Origin of the sequence: Paenibacillus alkaliterrae (assembly GCF_021532375.1) — a bacterium.
Taxonomy (GTDB): Bacteria; Bacillota; Bacilli; order Paenibacillales; family Paenibacillaceae; genus Pristimantibacillus; species Pristimantibacillus alkaliterrae.
The window spans coordinates 32,786-49,178 of sequence record NZ_JAKGAP010000023.1; the positions used below are offsets into that span (position 1 = coordinate 32,786).

Below are 16,393 nucleotides of genomic sequence, written 5' to 3' on the forward strand. Positions count from 1 at the left end.
GCTCATTCCCCTCCTTTCTGCATGACATAGCCTGCTGCCGGTACGGAAACACCTTCAATATTCACAGACGCCCCGCTGTAGTTGACAATTACCTTCGTTCCATTCGCATAAGTCGTTCTGTAAACTTTATTGCCTAGCTGCTCGTGGTCAGCGATAGCTTGATTCGAGATCGCTTTATAGATTTGATTCAGTTCGTCGTATTGCGAAGCGATATCATCCAGCCATGTTGTATACTCCGAGCTCCACAATCGGTCTTCCATCGTTCTTTGAAGCTTTGTTGTTGGCTCATACGTTAATTCCAAACTTGGCAATGCGCCATATTCGACCATTCGAAGCTTCTCGTTTTGAGCATCGTTACGAAGATTAATCTCGCTGGCTGTATATGGAACTAATCCGCGAACAGCGATTTGATAAAAAGGAATCGTCTCGTCATTGTAAATAAAATGGCTTGAATCAAGCGGCACCTGATTGATACCGTCTACATGACCAAGCATGTACCCAAAACCGTAGTCGACGGATGCTCTGCCAATCGTTTCGCGTACCGCATCGGCAGCCTTCGCCCAAGCGGATGCCGTTTCTTGACGCGTAGTCGGCGACTTCTCATCGAGATCCGAATACAGCGTATCGCCCCAATAAGCCAAATGTATGCCGGATATGCCAAGCTTCGCATAATCGTCCAGCTCTTTATTCAGATGCTTGCCGATCACGCGCTCCGGCTTCATCCAATAATACAAGCGACTATCATCGTTCCACCTGCTGCCGATGAAATAATCGCTGCTTTTCGCCACCTCGCGGTCCATACCGCGAATGGCATCCTTGCTTTTCTTCATGCCGTCGCTTTCCGAGAACGCGCGCGCATAATTCGCTTCCAAATAAAGCGTCACGCCCTTGTCCTTCGCATATGCGGCAAGCTCCTTAAGCTCTTTGGCTCCGCCAAGCTTCTTCTCTACCGGGAAATGATCAGGCTGATCGCCATACAATCCGTCTTCCGACCATCCCGAGAAGGTGAATTCGAGGTCAGCTATTCCTCTCTCCTGGAAAGCATCAATAATTATGCGTGCTTGATCAAAGGTCGTCATCGACAGGTACGTTTTCCCCAGCACTTCATCACGCGTAATGCCGCCTAGCAGCTTTACCTTCATTGGAGCGGTCGTTTGTTCGACCGGCTTAACGCCTTGCTCTGTTTTCAAATAGCTATTATAAGCCTGAGCCATACCCACATAATCGGCTTGCTCATCTTGCAAGAGCACGTAGCGTATTTGTCGGTCCCCTTTAATCCAATCTCCCTGGAAAAACGGAATTTCACCCGATGTGCCGATAAAGATGACATCGTCCCAACGGTACATAAACTCTGAAGAGGTACGATAATAAGGAATGGCCCGAATACCCGATGGTGTTCCGTTAATTTTCGTATCGTATTGTCCTTTGGTTACAATGCCTAGCGACCCAATGCCATTGCGGTAATTACCGAATACCGGCAGTGCAATTTTCTCCTTAGGCGCGAGGCGCTGTCTCCACACGGCATCCATATTCTCATGCGACTCTGCAACGTATGCAGGATCCGTACCGTAGATTCGTTCCGAATATCCGGAGAAAAACTGCGGATGATTTTCTCGATACGTCATCAGAGCTCCTGAGCCGTCTGGAAGGAAAATGGAACCTTCCTCCTTCTCAGCAGCTGCGTTCCAGAAGGGGAGCGGCTCGATGCTGACGAACTTCGCTTTTCCTTTTTCCTTGATCGAGTCTCCAGGAACCGTCACCTCGAAGCCGTCATCAAGCAAACGGTAAACGAGAGCCAACTCGAGCTTTTCCTTTACGAACTTGAAGGTTACCTTCGCTCCGTCATCGACTGCTTCAATGGAAAGCTTGTTTTCCTTCTCCTTCGTCAAATAGGTTTGAACAGTATCGGAGCCCTCCGTATATTTCACATGCACGGCTGCGTCCATAAATTTTTTGTTATTCGGCATCGTCGTTCTAGGCAATTGCGGAGTTCCCAGCCATTCTGCCTTCGTCTTCTTATCAACGAGTCGAATATTTCCCGTTTTCTCGTCTATATACATCACGTATCCGTCATTTTCAGCGATCTGCTTGACGGCAGATACCGGATATAATTTCACTTCAACCGCCGCTCCTGCATCCACCGCTTCAGGAGCGGCCGTCTCCTGAGCCGCCTCGCCTTCCGGAGCAGCCTCTGTCGCTTGCTCCGTATCAGCAACCGTGCCAGTATCGGTCGTTTCCGCCGTACCGTCTCCCGTTTCCTGCTCGGCAAGCACTACATTATCGACTTCCGCGGCCCCGAAGTGAGGGTATATGCTGACAACGAGCAATATCACCGCCAGCATTAGCCATTTTCGTTGTTTCCTCATCTCGTTCACCTACCTTCGGAAGTTTACTTCTTTGAACATATCTACAATGAAATTAATAAGCTGATTCATTAATCCAAACATCAGGATGCCGATAAACCAAATGATCAATATGCCGGCAATGCTTAACAGCGTAATCCAGACCACTTTGATTAGTTCAAAATCATGCACGATTTTTACTTTTAGCAACAGAAGCCATGCCACCCAGTAAATGGTGACGTTAACCAGAAAACCGAAAATGGAGCCTTCATCGAGCGCCAGTATATTCGTAAGAAGCGTAATCGGGATAATAAATACAGCGTACGGTACGAACGCGAACGCACTGCCGACAAACACCTCTTTAAATTTCCCTTCGCCCTCGAGAATCGTGCTGACTCCCCAATTGGATATCGTCCAAGTCAGCCACGGAACGATGATCCAAATAAACTCGTGCACGAAGGAAATTTCATACGGCTCTCTCGTCTCGAATGCGTAGCCTGTAATCAAAATCGCTATCATTCTCGCGATGTACGCACACGCTACGACAAACAAAGCCTGACTCCACTTGATGCGGTTCTGCTCTTGAATGTCATTGTAAAAATCAATCGGGTGCACGAGCACCTGCCGCATCATTCTAAACGTTGCGATCATGGGGCACACCTCCCTTTATCAGGCCCGCTCTAACTATGCTGCGGTCCGCCAATTTCGCAGACACTCTTCTCCAAAGAAAAGGCATCAGGTAACGCAAGATGACGATAAGCGTAATGACCGCGAGGCATATCCAAGCAAAATGCTCGCGAATATATTCTTTCCGGTACTCCTTGAATGCGTTCGAATAATCCTCGCGCGAGCTTGCCAGTTCAAAATAATCCATCGCGCCCTTGTAATTTTCAGCCTTGTAAAGCGATTTCCCGATGGCGAGGTATGCCAGGTCAAAGTTTGCGTTTAAATGCAGCACTTCGTTCCACATGCCCTCGGCCTCTTTGTACCGCCCCTCAACGAACAAACTGGAAGCATCATGGACGATATCTGCAAATGGCGTCGTACGGAACAAGTCGATGCGATTGCGTCCTTTGTCAACGACGAACACGGTGCCGTCCTGTGACTGCGCAAGGCTCGACGGCGTTACGAACAAACCGTTCTGATCGCCAAGACCACCGAATACAAACAGGAAATTACCAAGCTTGTCGTATTGATATACTTTGCTCGATTGCAAATCCAGCGCCGTTATAACGCCATCTTTATCTACCGCAATATCAAGAAACGACGGCACCTCGAATGGACCTGCATCAAAACGGCCTCCGTATCTGCGATCACCATTATTGAGCGTATCGACGCCTACCGGCGACAGCCGCTTTAATTGATTCGTTTCCGTTCCAAGCGTTGACGTATAAATAAATCCTTCATCGTCCTGCACCGCATTCGAGAATTCGAGCGGCCTGACGACGGACAGCTTCGCCTTTTGTTCATCCGTGGCGATGAGCTTAATGAATAATCTGCTCCAGCTGAAGCCGACATGATTCGCTCCGTAAAACCCCTTAAATTGTCCGTTCGGATCAATTTGAATGAGTCCCTGCGTATTTCCGTCACTTACGACAAACATGTAGTTTCTTTTATCTACCAGCAATTTCGAAGGCGAATACGAGAAGGTAGCGCCAAGCAACGGATTATCCGGCTTACCGAATTGTTTCGTGAATTTGCCTTCCTTATCATAAATCGCAATTCGTTGGTTTTTCGTATCCGCGACAAAGATGGTACCGTCCGGCTTTACGAAAACCCCTTTAGGCTCGTTCAGTTTTCCGTCGCCCTCTTCATCGCCGATAATGTTCAACACCTCGCGGTTCGCGTTCAATTGAACGACTCGGCTATTACCGGTATCGACAATATAGATCGTCCCGTCATCAGCTAGAAAAATATCCTCAGGCGCATTAAAAGGACCTGATGATAAATTGTAGCCGTCGATCGAGTTCTCATACATATAGCCGTTGATAGAATGAACATCCGCGCCCAGCTTATTCCTCGTATACCCCTCGTAAGGAGAGGAAGCGAACGTTTGGGCCGGTAAAGCCATAACCAGAGTCAGTAGAGCGATAGCCGTACTGACAACGAATCGGAATTTCGAAACCTGCTTCATCCCGGTTGCCCTCCTACTCTTTCAGACCTGAATGCGCCATCGTTTGCAGCACAAGGCGCTGCGTTACAATAAAGACGATGATCGTCGGCACAATCATCAATAAGCTGGCGGCGGCTAGCGTGCCGACACGAGCGACGACGCCATATCCCCCGCTAAGCGTCTGAATAGCCAGCGGCAAAGATTTCATATCCTGATCGGTCGTATACACCATTGCCGGATAGGGATCGTTCCAAGCGGAAATGAAGCTGAATAAAGCGAATGTCGCGATAGCCGGCTTCAGCATCGGGATGACAACGATCCAGAACACCTTCCATTCGGAGGCACCGTCCATTCGCGCCGCCTCAAGCAGCGCATCCGGAATTTGACGCAGAAACTGCGTCATCAGGAACATCCCTACCGGTGCTGCCAAATATGGCAAAATCATAGCCCAATACGTATTAATGAGGCCGATTTTGCTGATGAGCAAATATTGCGGAATTTGAACAACCATCGGCGAGAACATAATGGCAAGCACGACCATGTTGAAAATCGCACTGCGGAAGGGCATGTTGTGCTTGGCAAGCGGATAGGCTGCCATTGCCGACACGATGATTCCGAAGCCCACGATACATGAGCTAATAAGAAAACTGTTAAAAATAAAACGTGAAAACGGAACACTTGTCGTTCCCGTTATAAGCAATAAATCGCGAAAGTTAATCAACGTTGGATTGTTCACGAAAAATCGCGGCGGAAACAGGAACAGCTCACTAGTCGGTTTAAAGGCGGTTGACACCATATAAACTAAAGGAGCCAGCATCAAAAGACCGAACAACGTTAGAAAAAGATAGAGAAAAAAACCTCCCCAATCTACTTTCCTGCCTTTCACTGCACCAGTCATATCGGTTCAGTCCTTTCCCAGCCATTTGAATATGAAACGGTTAAGTCCGATCATCATGACGAACAGTACGACGGCGATCGCCGCAGCATAACCCATCTCAAATTTGATAAAGGCGTAATCGAATAAATGGGTCAAAATCGTATGGCCTGCGTAAAGCGGACTCGGCAAACCGACAAGCTGCACGCTTATGTCAAACACGGTCAACGAGCTGACAACCTGGAGCACCGCTCCAAATAGCAATTGCGGCTTAACGGATGGAACCGTTATATAGATGAGCTGCTGCCATCTGTATTTGATTCCGTCGATTTCTCCTGCTTCGTACAAATCTCTCGGAACGTTCTGCAGACCCGCTAGAAAGGCGAGGAAGCCTACGCCCATTGACATCCAAAGCGATACGATAATGATGACCGGAACAATCGAATTAATATTTTGCAAAAATAAATAAGGCTCATCAATAATGCCTAGCTGCATCGCAAAATAATTGAGCAGCCCTTTGCGGTCTCCCGCGAACAAATAGAGCCATACGACGGACATCGCCGTTGCGCTCGTGATCGATGGCGTGTAATAACATAGCGTATAAAAAAAACGGTATTTCTGCGGAATTTGGCTAATCAGCCATGCAAGCAGAAAAGCCATAGCATACCCGACCGGACCCGTGATGAAGGCGAACTTCAACGTAATTCCAATCGCCTTAAGGAAAATATCGTCATCGACGAACAAGAGCCTATAGTTGGATAGTCCGATAAATTTCGGAGCTTCCAATATGTTGTAATACGTAAAGCTTAGAACGACAGAAGTAACGACCGGTACAATCGTAAACAAGGTAAACAAGATAAGAAAAGGGGCGAGAAACAGGTATGAGACCCTGTTCCTCTTCATTTCCTGCCACAGCAACGATAATTTACCCTGTTTTTGGAGGCGCTCCGTTGCGGGTATAGTTATGGCTGCCGCCGGGTCTGTATTCATTTTCACGGACTGTCGCCTCCTTTTGAAGCTTGCTGCTCGGTTGACTCGTCATTCAAACCGAATTCCTCGCGTTTTTTGCGTAATTCCTTATCGATTTCCTTGACGCCTTCCTCTATCGCTTCACGCGGTATTTTACCGTTCAATACGATTTGATTCCAAATATTAGCGATGTGCCTTGTCGTATAGTAACCCCCAATAACGACCTCACGCTCTTTAAACCATTCCCACTGCTGGAGAATGGCATCAATATCGGAAGACTGCCAAGGCATCCGCTTCAGCGCTTCGATATTCGCCGTATTCCAACGTGCTTCAACGCCTAACAGCGCTTCAAGCTCGGAACCGAATCTTTCCTGCGTATCGGCACTCGTCCACCATTTCAAAAACGCCCATGATTGTTCCTTCATATCTGTGTCTTTGAAAATCATGCCCGTTTGTGCCAAACCGCCTGTTGAGCGGTTTATTTGACCGTCCTCTTGTTCGATACCAGGCATTGGCTTCATTCCCCACCAGCCTGTCAGCTCCGGCGCTGCCGTCGAGAGCAATACGTATGTGGAGTAATCCGCAACACCGATCGGCATTTCACCGGAACGGAAACGGTTATAGAAATCCGCTTGCTTCGAAATCTTAAAGTTTGTGAATAATCCCGTCCACAGCTTGAACGCTTCCATCGCTTCCGGGGAATCGAGGTTTGAGTACTTACCGTCCTCACGATAGAACTCGCTGTTCTGTTGGAATAGGAATGGCGCAAACTCATTAATGGCTACAGCCGGGTTGTTCGGAGCATGCGGATAGAAGAAGTCCATTCCGTTCTGCTGCAGAGTCGGAATCAAATCCATCACTTCTTGCCAAGTATCCGGCATCTGCTCTTCCGTCATGCCTAGCTGCTGCATAATGTCTTTGCGGTAAAACAGCATGTTAAAGTTTTGGTTTTCAGGCAAAGCGAAGCTTCCTCCGTCGTACTTGTATGGAATGAGTGCGCCTGGTCTGAAGCGTTCCGCTACTTCCTTGTAGTCGCTGAACTCCTCCAAATTGACAAGTCCATTACGGACCGCGTAGTCAATCGGAATTTCTCCCTCAACGCCCAGCGCCACATCCGGCGCAAGCCCGGCTGTGCTGGCAAGCAGAAGCACTTGCATTTGCTGAGCCGGAACAACGTTAACATTGACTTTTATCCCGGTTTCGGTCGTGAAGTCCTCATCAATCATTTGTTTGATGATGTCGACCCAATCACGCCCCCGAGCTATCCATACGTCGAGAACCTTCTCGTCCTCATAGACGTTTCCGATGCCGCCGTAATTTTTCGTAAAGGAGCTTGTAAAGTCATACAGCATCGTGCCCGATCTTGCCAACCATCCCGCACTCGCCTCAGGCCATTCGGTTTCCGGCGATTTGATAATGAGATAATCAAGCAATAAACTCTGTTTGCTGAGACCATTCACCCATGTGCCGAGTGAAGCCTGCAAATCGTTAAATTGCGGCATTCGTCCCGGAATAGAAATGGTGTCATCCGACAAGCTGAGCAGCACGTCGCGCGCTTCGTAAAGGGTGCTCACTTCCGAGCTTCCTTGCTGGACGCCGAGCGCATACAGGCCTTGGATAGTGTCATCCAAGCTTTTTGCCATTAATTTAAGACGCGGCACTAGATTATTAATATTTTGCTCCAGGCGCCAGTCTCCGTTCGGATCCGGATTTGTGCCCGTCACTTGAATGACTTCCCGGCCAAGCAATGACATTTTGCGAGTCGTATCGGTAATGGTTTCAAGCATCCGTCCGAGAGCCCCTACCTGCACTTCCATGCGGATTACATGCTTGCCTTTCTCTAAATAGTAGAGATATGGCTCATTAGCCCCGTTACTGCTGCTGCCGAATTTTGAAATTTGAAATTCAGCTTTATAAGGGAAAGATATTTCGTTCATTTCTTTGAAAGGAAGCTTTCCATCGATCGTTACTTTTCTTTGCGTAGGCATTCCATTGAGGAACCATTGGCCGTAACGGGCTCCCAATTCATACAAGCCGCTTTCCGGCACTTCCACTTCCCACTCTGCCCATTGGCCGCCAGTCCGCCAGCTAGCGCCGCCGAACGTATTGAGCACGATTGAATCCTTCTTGAAAGGTTCGGTTGCCGGCTCGCGATCCTCGATACGTTTCAGCGTAGGATCGGATCTCAGACTCGATAGTTCAGCCTGTACCTTGATGAGCTGGCCTTTTACCTTCTTGTAGCCTTTTTGCTCGTAGGTGCTTAGCACTTCCGCGTAGTTTGGCACATGAACTGGTGAATAAATATCAATTTCTCCTATAGCTGCCGGCTCACGAACCGCTTGAATACGCAGCGTATGCTTGCCCTTCGTTAAATGAAAGCGAAACGGTTCGTAAACTTTACCTTCCGCATCGCGGAATTCTCGATATTGCCAACCCGTTGTTTCTTCCCTGCGCGGATTGAATTCATTTCCTTGATTGTCGAACCAAGGCTCTCCCGCTTCCTTCCACATTCTTTGGAATTCCAGCTTCTTCGCCTGGTAGAACGGATACGCTCCGTCAATTTGCACGCTTCGTACGATAGATGAGCGTTTACCCTCCATCGCATAATAGCTCATGCCCATTTGATAGTAACCGTCCTGCGGCACTTCAAAGATGTACTCCGCCCAGCTGTCCTCATCGATAAGCGCTAATGACTCACCGCTTTTATTCCCCAGCCCTGCTTCCTTACGGGTACCTGTCTCACTGATTGCCGTGTAATCCACGGACGACAGCGTGAGGCTGAAGTCCTCCGTGTCGGCAGCGCCTTGCTCATTCCAACTGTCTACATACTTATAGAAAGAAGGCTCCAGCTTGCTGCCGGCGTCTTCCCCTTCCAAAATCGACGATTGATCAATTCCCGTATCTAGCGAAACTCCAGCCATAGCAGCATCGTTATAACCTCTTGAATTGTTCCACCACAATAAGAAGCAGATCAATGCGGCAATTACAACCAATGTCACTTTATACTTTCTCAGCCAACGAATCACCAAGGAGCACCCCCTTGCCATACTAGCGTAAACGGCTGACGTCATTCTCAGGCTGACGCAGCTTGCGTTTCGCGAAGAAATATATGAAAATATGAGGCTTTACCTCATATTTTCATATATTTTGAGATAAGTGTTTCATTCCTGATCTTATAAAAGATCCGAATCATCCTTTTCTGGAAGGATGATCCGGAAGAGAAAGAACTATTTTTGGAGTTCCGCAATCAATTTGTCTTTTTCGACTTTCAGTTTCTTCTCCACATTTTCTTGCGCTTGTTGAATGGCTGTTTTGGAATCGATGTTTTTATCGATTGCAGCTAAAACGCTTTCAAGCCAGATCGGCCAGGCCATACCATCAAGACGAGTGATACGTCTAATAGGAATCAAGTTAGCAAGTTCGGTGTAGATCCTGTAATCCTCTTGGTCGCCAAGGTATGCATTCTTATGCGACAGGTACCACTCTTGGCTTGTGATATGCTTCCAATCCGGTTGAATGGATTGCTGAATCCATACTTTCCAAGCTTCCTCATGCGTCGTAATAAACTCGATAAATGCCCATGACGCTTCTTTGTTCTGGCTTTGCGAAGGCAATACGAATGTAGAACCGCCCATGCCGATGTTAAGACCGAAAGGCGCCGAAGTCGTTCTCCATTTGCCCTTTTGATCCGGGAAGTTCTCTTCCAAACCGCGTGCGCCCCAACTTCCCACTACGAACATAGGGGACTCGCCTTTTTTCACGCGCTGCTTGCCTTTGTCGCTAAAAATGCCGTCATGCGGCGCAATTTTCAACTGATTAACTTGCTTGGAAAGATCAAGGAACTTCACGAATTCTTCTGTGTTGCGAACCCAGTTCATTTCATCGTCAAAGTAGCCGTACATATCGCCTAGCCAGTGAACCGGTGAATCACGCCATTCCATGGCATACTTGCCGTTTGCCTTCAACGTTTGTGCAAGCGTGAAGAAATTTTCCGGTTCCTGGATATATTCCCCAAGCTCTTGCGGATCGGATGGCAATCCCAGCTCTTCGAAAATGTCTGCGCGGTAGTAAGTTACGGCCGGCGTAACGTCCCACGGCATACCAAGCAATTTGCTGCCGTCAACGGATGACCAGCGGCTCCAGTTGTATTCCGATACTAAGCTTTGGTATTTGCCGGCATCGTATTGCGGCTGAAGCAGATCTTCGAGCACATTCCCTGTACTGTACCGCGGGAATTGACCTTGCTCGACGAGCGCGACATCCGGTGCGCCTTTGCCAGCTGCCAGAGTCGTTTGCAATTTGTCATGCAGGTCTCCAAACGGTACAAAAATCGTTTTCACCTTAATGTTCGGATATACGATATTAAATTGCTTTACAAGCTCAGTGTATCTCGGTTTATCATCAACGAAAGTCCAGAACGTAACCTCGCCGCCGAGCGCTGGATCTACCGTCGATTTGGGCGTACCCTCATCAACCGCTTCTTCTCCTGCAGCATCATTCGTTGCCGCCTCATTACCATCTGCATTTGCATTCGCAGCATTTGTATTGTTGGAATTAACAGGTTGTGTTCCCGCACCACTTGAACAAGCGGTAATGAGCATAATAAGTGCCAATACAAAAATAAAAGAGCTTGCAATCTTTTTCATTTAAAAATCCCTCCTCATTCATTTGAGTTAAGCGGTTACAATTGTTTCATTCGTATAAATGAAGCGTTTACATTTCCATTATTTTTTGATTACAATTTGCACGAAATGACTCCCTTTGTAACTAAAATCGGTTAATATAATTATTAATCAATTGGGGGTGAAAACAATTTTACTCTAAAAAAACTTGTATTTACGCCTTATTAACCACCTCCACATTAAATAAGCTTTTTTATTAATCAATTAACTTATTTGTTACATCATCATTCTACCATGTTTTTCTCCATTTTCAAGTCCTAAAAATATATTTCTCTGCTTTAATATTACGGAGGATGGAAGCTTCTTAGATGGGATTCGTTTGTCGGAAACGTCGATACGGGATTTACATATCAACAACAGCCACTACAAAGAAAAACAAAAACAGCGTAGAAAGGCGTTTAAGCCTATCTGCGCTGCTTTTAATTACATGAGTTTACACTATCGGCCAAATAATTAAACGACATCGTAGCCTTGATCCTCGATCGCTGCTTTCACGGCTTCAATCGTAACCTTCGCTTCATCGTACTCCACGGTTACCTTCTTGCCGGCTAAATCAACCTTCCCGCTTGCTCCCGCATCGCTGACAGCCTTCTCTACCGCGCTGACGCAATGTCCGCAGGTCATTCCCTCTACCTTCATTACCGTATTTGCCATTATAAAATCCCCTCTCATCTATATTTCACGGCTATCTTATCATACCCCCATGGGGTATGTAAAGAATCAGTTTTCACTTTACTTTTTTGTTACATCGCATACGCTTTTAATATGGAATGCAATATGCTACTATCCACATAGAAAGTAAAATATTGTCGGAGGAATGACACCTATGGATTATTATGCGCATGTCAAATGGTTCACCGACGTCGTCGCAGAGAAGGAATCAATCGCAGCTGTGTTATCCCCTTTTTTCATGACGCTCGCCATATTCACGGCCGTTCTGCTCGCGGTGCTTACCCAGCTGCTTCCCTCTCTATCGAAGTCTAAGCTGTCTGCGCGAATGGATACCGGCCTTGATCAATTAAGAAAATATTCGCCGCCCATTCTCAAATACGGAACGGCTGCCGCGCTGCTCATCCAAGCGCTCACCGGAACGCGCTTCGCCCTCGAATTCGAGCTGACCGGCGGCTGGCAAACGATTGTAATGTGGGCTGCCATTGCGCTGCTGTTGATTCCTCATCATTATGCCACCAAGACAGGCGCGCTTGCGATGCTCGTCTTGTTTATTGATACAGGCATAGAAGCCGGGCTGTTCCATATGCTTGACTATGGCTTTTATTTGGCCATTATCGGCGTGCTTCTTCTCGAGCGGACGAAGGAATCGAGATGGAGCTTCCCGCTTCTCTATTTGGGCACCGGTCTGTCGCTCTGCTGGGTAGCCGTCGAGAAATGGATCTATCCGTCCATGGCCGAGGATATCATCGTCAATCACAACGTTCCTACCTTCGGCTTCGCTCCCGGGCTATTTATCGTCATGACCGGCTTTATCGAGTTTGTCGTCGGTTATTTGCTTGTTGTCGGCATACTGAACCGGCTTCTCTCATTTGTCCTGACGTTGATTTTCATTTCTACGACGATGCTGTTCGGCATGGAGGAGCTCGTCGGACATTTCATGATCCATATTGTGCTGATCCTGTTTATTATTGAAGGTGTCAGCTTCTACAAGCCGCCGGTATCCATGCACCGCACGGTCATCGATCGAATGGTATTCGTATCGCTCAACTTTATTTTCGTACTGGCTGCGTTCTTGCTCATCTATTACCGCTTTGCCTAACCCATCCATCCCCGAAAGGACGAATCCCGATGAAAAAAATCATTAATTTCGCTCATAGAGGCGCTAGCGGCTATTGCCCGGAAAATACGCTCGCAGCATTCTCGAAAGCGCTTGAGCTTGGCGCCACAGGCATTGAAACGGATGTCCAGCTTACAAGGGACGGTCAAGTCGTCATTATCCATGACGAGTCGCTATTAAGAACGACCGGGCTAAATCAGCTCATTAAGGATACCGACCTGACGGAGCTCGGGACGCTTGATGCGGGCAGTTGGTTTTCACCCGAATACAAAGCCGAACGCATCCCTGCCCTTGAACAGCTGCTCAAGCTGATCAAGCATACCGATACCATTCTTAACATTGAGCTCAAAAACGGCATCATGCCTTATCCCGGTCTGGAGCAAAAAGTAATCGAGCTCGTTCGAGCCTGTCAAATGACGGATCGAGTCATCATTTCGAGCTTCAATCATTATTCTCTCGTACAATGCAAGCAAGCGGCACCCGAGATTCGTACCGGTATTTTATATATGGAAAGGCTGTACCGCCCATGGGAATATGCGAAAACGGTGCAAGCGGATGCGCTGCATGCCTATAAGCTGGCGGTTACGCCGGAATGGACGGCTGAGGCAGCCGCGCATGGTATCGCCTGCCATCCGTTTACCGTTAACGATACAGACGAAATGAAGCAGCTTGCCCGTGCCGGCGCAGCGGGTATCATTACCGATTATCCCGATCGTTTGGCAGAGGTGTTAGCCGGGAGAGGAGCGGACACGGAATGAAAAAAACGTGGCTGCTCGGGGTCGGTTTTTTTAGTATCAGCATTACATGGGCTTTGTACAACGCATTCATTCCGTTCTTCCTCGAAAAGTTTATTACAAGCACCGCGCTGATCGGCTTTATGATGACGATCGACAATTACTTCGCCTTGTTTTTGCAGCCTTGGATCGGCAGCCGCAGTGACCGCACGAATACCCGTTTCGGCCGGAGAATGCCTTACCTGCTTATCGGCATGCCTCTAGCCGCCGTGTTCGGAGCGCTGATTCCATGGCATACCGGACTGCTTACCCTTATTTTATTTATGGTACTTATGAACTTATCGATGAGCTTATACCGGTCTCCGACTGTAGCGCTAATGCCCGACATTACACAGGACAGCAAGCGAACGCAAGCTAATGGCATCATTAATTTCATGGGCGGCGTCGGCTCCATTATCGCTTTTGCCGGGGGTGCTTATCTGTATGAGCAGCACAGCTCGCTGCCGTTTCTGTCCGCATCCATTTTGACACTGATCTGCTTGGCTATCCTTTTGTTTACGATCAAAGAAAAACGCGATGCCATCGTCTATGTACCAGCCGAGCAGAAGGAGAGCGTATCGTTCAAAGCGGAATGGAACCGACCTACCGTCTTCTTGCTGGGCGCGATTTTCTTCTGGTTTCTATCGTATCAGGGCGTTGAAGCCTTGTTCACACTGTATGGCAAAAACCATCTTCAGCTGACCGAAGGAGAAGCATCCTTCTCGCTCGCCTTCTTCTCTCTAGCGTTCGTGCTTGGCGCCATACCGAGCGGCTTATTGGGCAAAAGGTTCGGCAAAAAGCTTATCATCGCCATAGGCGTTATCGGCCTGATCTTTATTTTTGCAGCCATATCATTCGTCGACCAGCTGCTGCCGCTTCGCATGCTGCTCATTGTCGGCGGAATCTTCTGGGCCATGATCAACATTAACTCCTATCCCTTTATCGTCGCGCTCGGGAAAGAGCAAAGCATCGGAACGCGCACAGGAATCTATTATTTAATTTCTTCACTTGCCGCCATTACCTCGCCCCCGCTTATGGGCGGCATGATCGACCTGTTCGGTTATTCCGTTCTCTTCTACTTCGCCTCGGGCGGCATGGTTATCGCCTTCCTGTTCCTTCTGGGTGTGAAGGACAAAGGACTAACGAAAGCTCTTCCCAAGCAAGGCACTTCGACAACCTACAATTAAAAACCTATGAATCACTGGATATCCAGTGATTCATAGGTTTCAATAACTCCAGTTCTCGTGTTTAGTAGCATTATACATAGTCCTTGTACTGACTGGCATCCATGCTACCTCTTTGCATATGATTGCAACTGCGCTTCTCTGACGCTATCATGTAGTCTGCAATGACTGATTAATTCGACAGAATGTCGGTCAATTCCTTCACTGTCACTCAACCGTATTCTATCTTGAATATAAAGTTGATGGTACCACGAACGGCGTGCCCGACAAAATACTACACGATTTACTAACTTCGTTCGTCTACTTCGGCAACATCAAATGAACCTCCTACCTGAGCAAAGGGGAGAGTGAAGCAAAGAATTCCAAACATAGTTTTACTTTATCCCAAAAACTGCCAGTATGATCATGAGTCTAATTACGCTCTAGCACAGAATGCTTAACAAAGGTGCTTTAAAGTCGCATAATTTCCTGAACTACAAAAAAATCCGGTCCCGCGTTTTTCGACAACGGTCCGGATTTTTTTCTGATGTTTTCATTAATGAATGCTGCCCTTGGAAAATCCGCCGCCCATAACGTCGGACACATGCTCGATTGCAATAAACGCCTTCCCGTCGATAGACTGCACGATCGCCTTCAGCTTCGCCAGCTCCAGACGCGACACAACGCAGTAAATCATTTGCGTATCGTCCTTCGAGTAGCCGCCGCGCGCCTGGATCAACGTTGTCGTCCGGCCTAAACGATCGATTATCGCCTGTGAAATTTCCTCGAATTCGCTCGAGATGATCGTCACGGACTTCGATTCGTCCAAACCTTCGACGACAATATCAATTAATTTAATCGCAATATAGTATGTAAACATCGAATACATCGCAGAGTCCCACTCAAATACGAAGCCGGAAACAACAAATATGACCACGTTGAAAATCATGATGATTTGCCCGATAGGCATGCGCAGCTTCTTCGCAATAAGGATCGATACTATCTCTACGCCATCGAGCGAACCTCCGAATCGAATCGCTAAGCCTACGCCAGCGCCAAGTATCAAACCGCCAAACAATACCGCAAGCAGCTTCTCTTCCGTGAACGCTTCGACATGATGAAGCATGGCTGTTGTAATAGACATAACAATAATACCGTACAGCGTCGAGATCGCGAACGTTTTGCCGATTTGCTTATAGCCGAGAATGAGAAACGGTACGTTCATGATGAATAAGTAAAGTCCGAGCGGGAGAGGGGTTACATGCGCAAGCATGATGGATATGCCGGCGATACCTCCATCGATAATACTATTAGGAACAATGAATAATTCCAAAGCGACGCCCATGAGAACCGAACCGATCGTGATGAATATGAACCTCTTCAATATCTCAAAAAATGATAATCCTTTATGTGCCTTTACCAACAGCTCAACCTCCGTTTATCCGAATTTTACCTTAAAACTTTAGCACAAAAATGGGGGTTTTTCAAAAAAAGGATGGACTCCGTCGAGCAGTAAAGACATCTACTTCTCAACCAAAAGAAACAGCAGCTTCTCCTTGTCACTCGCATACATGTTTTGCTTCGTAACGAGCCTGTATGAGTAATTCGTAAGCGAGAAGTTACTGTATAAATCCATCATAGCGCACCAATCACCTTTTCAATAAAAAACTCATGCCCGTTTCAGGGCA

The 16,393-nt window shown here is 47.6% G+C and carries 12 protein-coding genes; 3 read left to right on the forward strand and 9 right to left on the reverse strand.

Annotation, left to right across the window (positions count from 1 at the left end; all coding sequences use genetic code 11):
* Positions 1-2: 2 nt before the first annotated feature.
* The 8 genes from L1N85_RS11785 to L1N85_RS11820 form a co-directional block, all read right to left on the reverse strand.
* Entirely contained in the window at positions 3-2,366 is a 2,364-nt protein-coding gene (locus L1N85_RS11785) for a DUF5696 domain-containing protein (RefSeq protein WP_235238058.1), read from the reverse strand.
* A 9-nt stretch (positions 2,367-2,375) separates the two neighbouring features.
* Positions 2,376-2,993, reverse strand: a complete 618-nt coding sequence (locus tag L1N85_RS11790; protein ID WP_235238059.1) for a YIP1 family protein — start codon at positions 2,991-2,993, stop codon at positions 2,376-2,378.
* Positions 2,977-4,476, reverse strand: a complete 1,500-nt coding sequence (locus L1N85_RS11795; protein WP_235238061.1) for an NHL repeat-containing protein — start codon at positions 4,474-4,476, stop codon at positions 2,977-2,979. Before L1N85_RS11795 ends, L1N85_RS11790 begins: the two co-directional genes overlap by 17 nt.
* 13 nt (positions 4,477-4,489) lie before the next feature.
* A complete protein-coding gene (locus L1N85_RS11800; RefSeq protein ID WP_235238066.1) occupies positions 4,490-5,353 on the reverse strand; it encodes a carbohydrate ABC transporter permease in 864 nt (287 codons plus the stop codon).
* A gap of 6 nt (positions 5,354-5,359) precedes the next feature.
* Complete coding sequence (locus tag L1N85_RS11805) at positions 5,360-6,319, reverse strand: carbohydrate ABC transporter permease (RefSeq protein ID WP_235238198.1); 960 nt, start codon at positions 6,317-6,319, stop codon at positions 5,360-5,362.
* 2 nt (positions 6,320-6,321) lie between these two features.
* Entirely contained in the window at positions 6,322-9,324 is a 3,003-nt protein-coding gene (locus tag L1N85_RS27580; protein ID WP_235238067.1) for an extracellular solute-binding protein, read from the reverse strand.
* Positions 9,325-9,525: 201 nt separating this feature from the next.
* A complete protein-coding gene (locus L1N85_RS11815) occupies positions 9,526-10,944 on the reverse strand; it encodes an ABC transporter substrate-binding protein (protein ID WP_235238068.1) in 1,419 nt (472 codons plus the stop codon).
* A gap of 489 nt (positions 10,945-11,433) precedes the next feature.
* Complete coding sequence (locus L1N85_RS11820; protein ID WP_235238071.1) at positions 11,434-11,634, reverse strand: copper ion binding protein; 201 nt, start codon at positions 11,632-11,634, stop codon at positions 11,434-11,436.
* Between the two features lie 172 nt (positions 11,635-11,806).
* Here L1N85_RS11820 and L1N85_RS11825 point away from each other — a divergent pair, with 172 nt between their 5' ends.
* Genes L1N85_RS11825 through L1N85_RS11835 form a run of 3 tightly spaced genes read left to right on the forward strand, consistent with a single transcriptional unit; the run spans position 11,807 to position 14,729 of the window.
* Positions 11,807-12,751 (forward strand): DoxX family membrane protein, encoded by a 945-nt coding sequence (locus L1N85_RS11825; RefSeq protein ID WP_235238076.1) that lies wholly within the window; start codon positions 11,807-11,809, stop codon positions 12,749-12,751.
* 29 nt (positions 12,752-12,780) lie between these two features.
* Complete coding sequence (locus L1N85_RS11830; RefSeq protein WP_235238078.1) at positions 12,781-13,527, forward strand: glycerophosphodiester phosphodiesterase; 747 nt, start codon at positions 12,781-12,783, stop codon at positions 13,525-13,527.
* Positions 13,524-14,729: an SLC45 family MFS transporter gene (locus L1N85_RS11835; RefSeq protein ID WP_235238079.1), complete on the forward strand. Its 1,206-nt coding sequence runs from the start codon at positions 13,524-13,526 to the stop codon at positions 14,727-14,729. Before L1N85_RS11830 ends, L1N85_RS11835 begins: the two co-directional genes overlap by 4 nt.
* A gap of 532 nt (positions 14,730-15,261) precedes the next feature.
* On the opposite strand, the gene L1N85_RS11840 is transcribed toward L1N85_RS11835, so the two are convergent.
* The gene (locus tag L1N85_RS11840; RefSeq protein WP_235238080.1) at positions 15,262-16,128 is read right to left on the reverse strand and encodes a YitT family protein; all 867 of its coding nucleotides are present in this window, start codon (positions 16,126-16,128) and stop codon (positions 15,262-15,264) included.
* Between the last annotated feature and the right edge of the window lie 265 nt (positions 16,129-16,393).

Bases quoted from the DNA above. Each gene is read 5' to 3' on its own strand.
- L1N85_RS11785 (WP_235238058.1), bottom strand. From the start codon at position 2,366: ATGAGGAAACAACGAAAATGGCTAATGCTGGCGGTGATATTGCTCGTT.
- L1N85_RS11790 (WP_235238059.1), bottom strand. From the start codon at position 2,993: ATGATCGCAACGTTTAGAATGATGCGGCAGGTGCTCGTGCACCCGATT.
- L1N85_RS11795 (WP_235238061.1), bottom strand. From the start codon at position 4,476: ATGAAGCAGGTTTCGAAATTCCGATTCGTTGTCAGTACGGCTATCGCT.
- L1N85_RS11800 (WP_235238066.1), bottom strand. From the start codon at position 5,353: ATGACTGGTGCAGTGAAAGGCAGGAAAGTAGATTGGGGAGGTTTTTTT.
- L1N85_RS11805 (WP_235238198.1), bottom strand. From the start codon at position 6,319: ATGAATACAGACCCGGCGGCAGCCATAACTATACCCGCAACGGAGCGC.
- L1N85_RS11815 (WP_235238068.1), bottom strand. From the start codon at position 10,944: ATGAAAAAGATTGCAAGCTCTTTTATTTTTGTATTGGCACTTATTATG.
- L1N85_RS11820 (WP_235238071.1), bottom strand. From the start codon at position 11,634: ATGGCAAATACGGTAATGAAGGTAGAGGGAATGACCTGCGGACATTGC.
- L1N85_RS11825 (WP_235238076.1), top strand. From the start codon at position 11,807: ATGGATTATTATGCGCATGTCAAATGGTTCACCGACGTCGTCGCAGAG.
- L1N85_RS11830 (WP_235238078.1), top strand. From the start codon at position 12,781: ATGAAAAAAATCATTAATTTCGCTCATAGAGGCGCTAGCGGCTATTGC.
- L1N85_RS11835 (WP_235238079.1), top strand. From the start codon at position 13,524: ATGAAAAAAACGTGGCTGCTCGGGGTCGGTTTTTTTAGTATCAGCATT.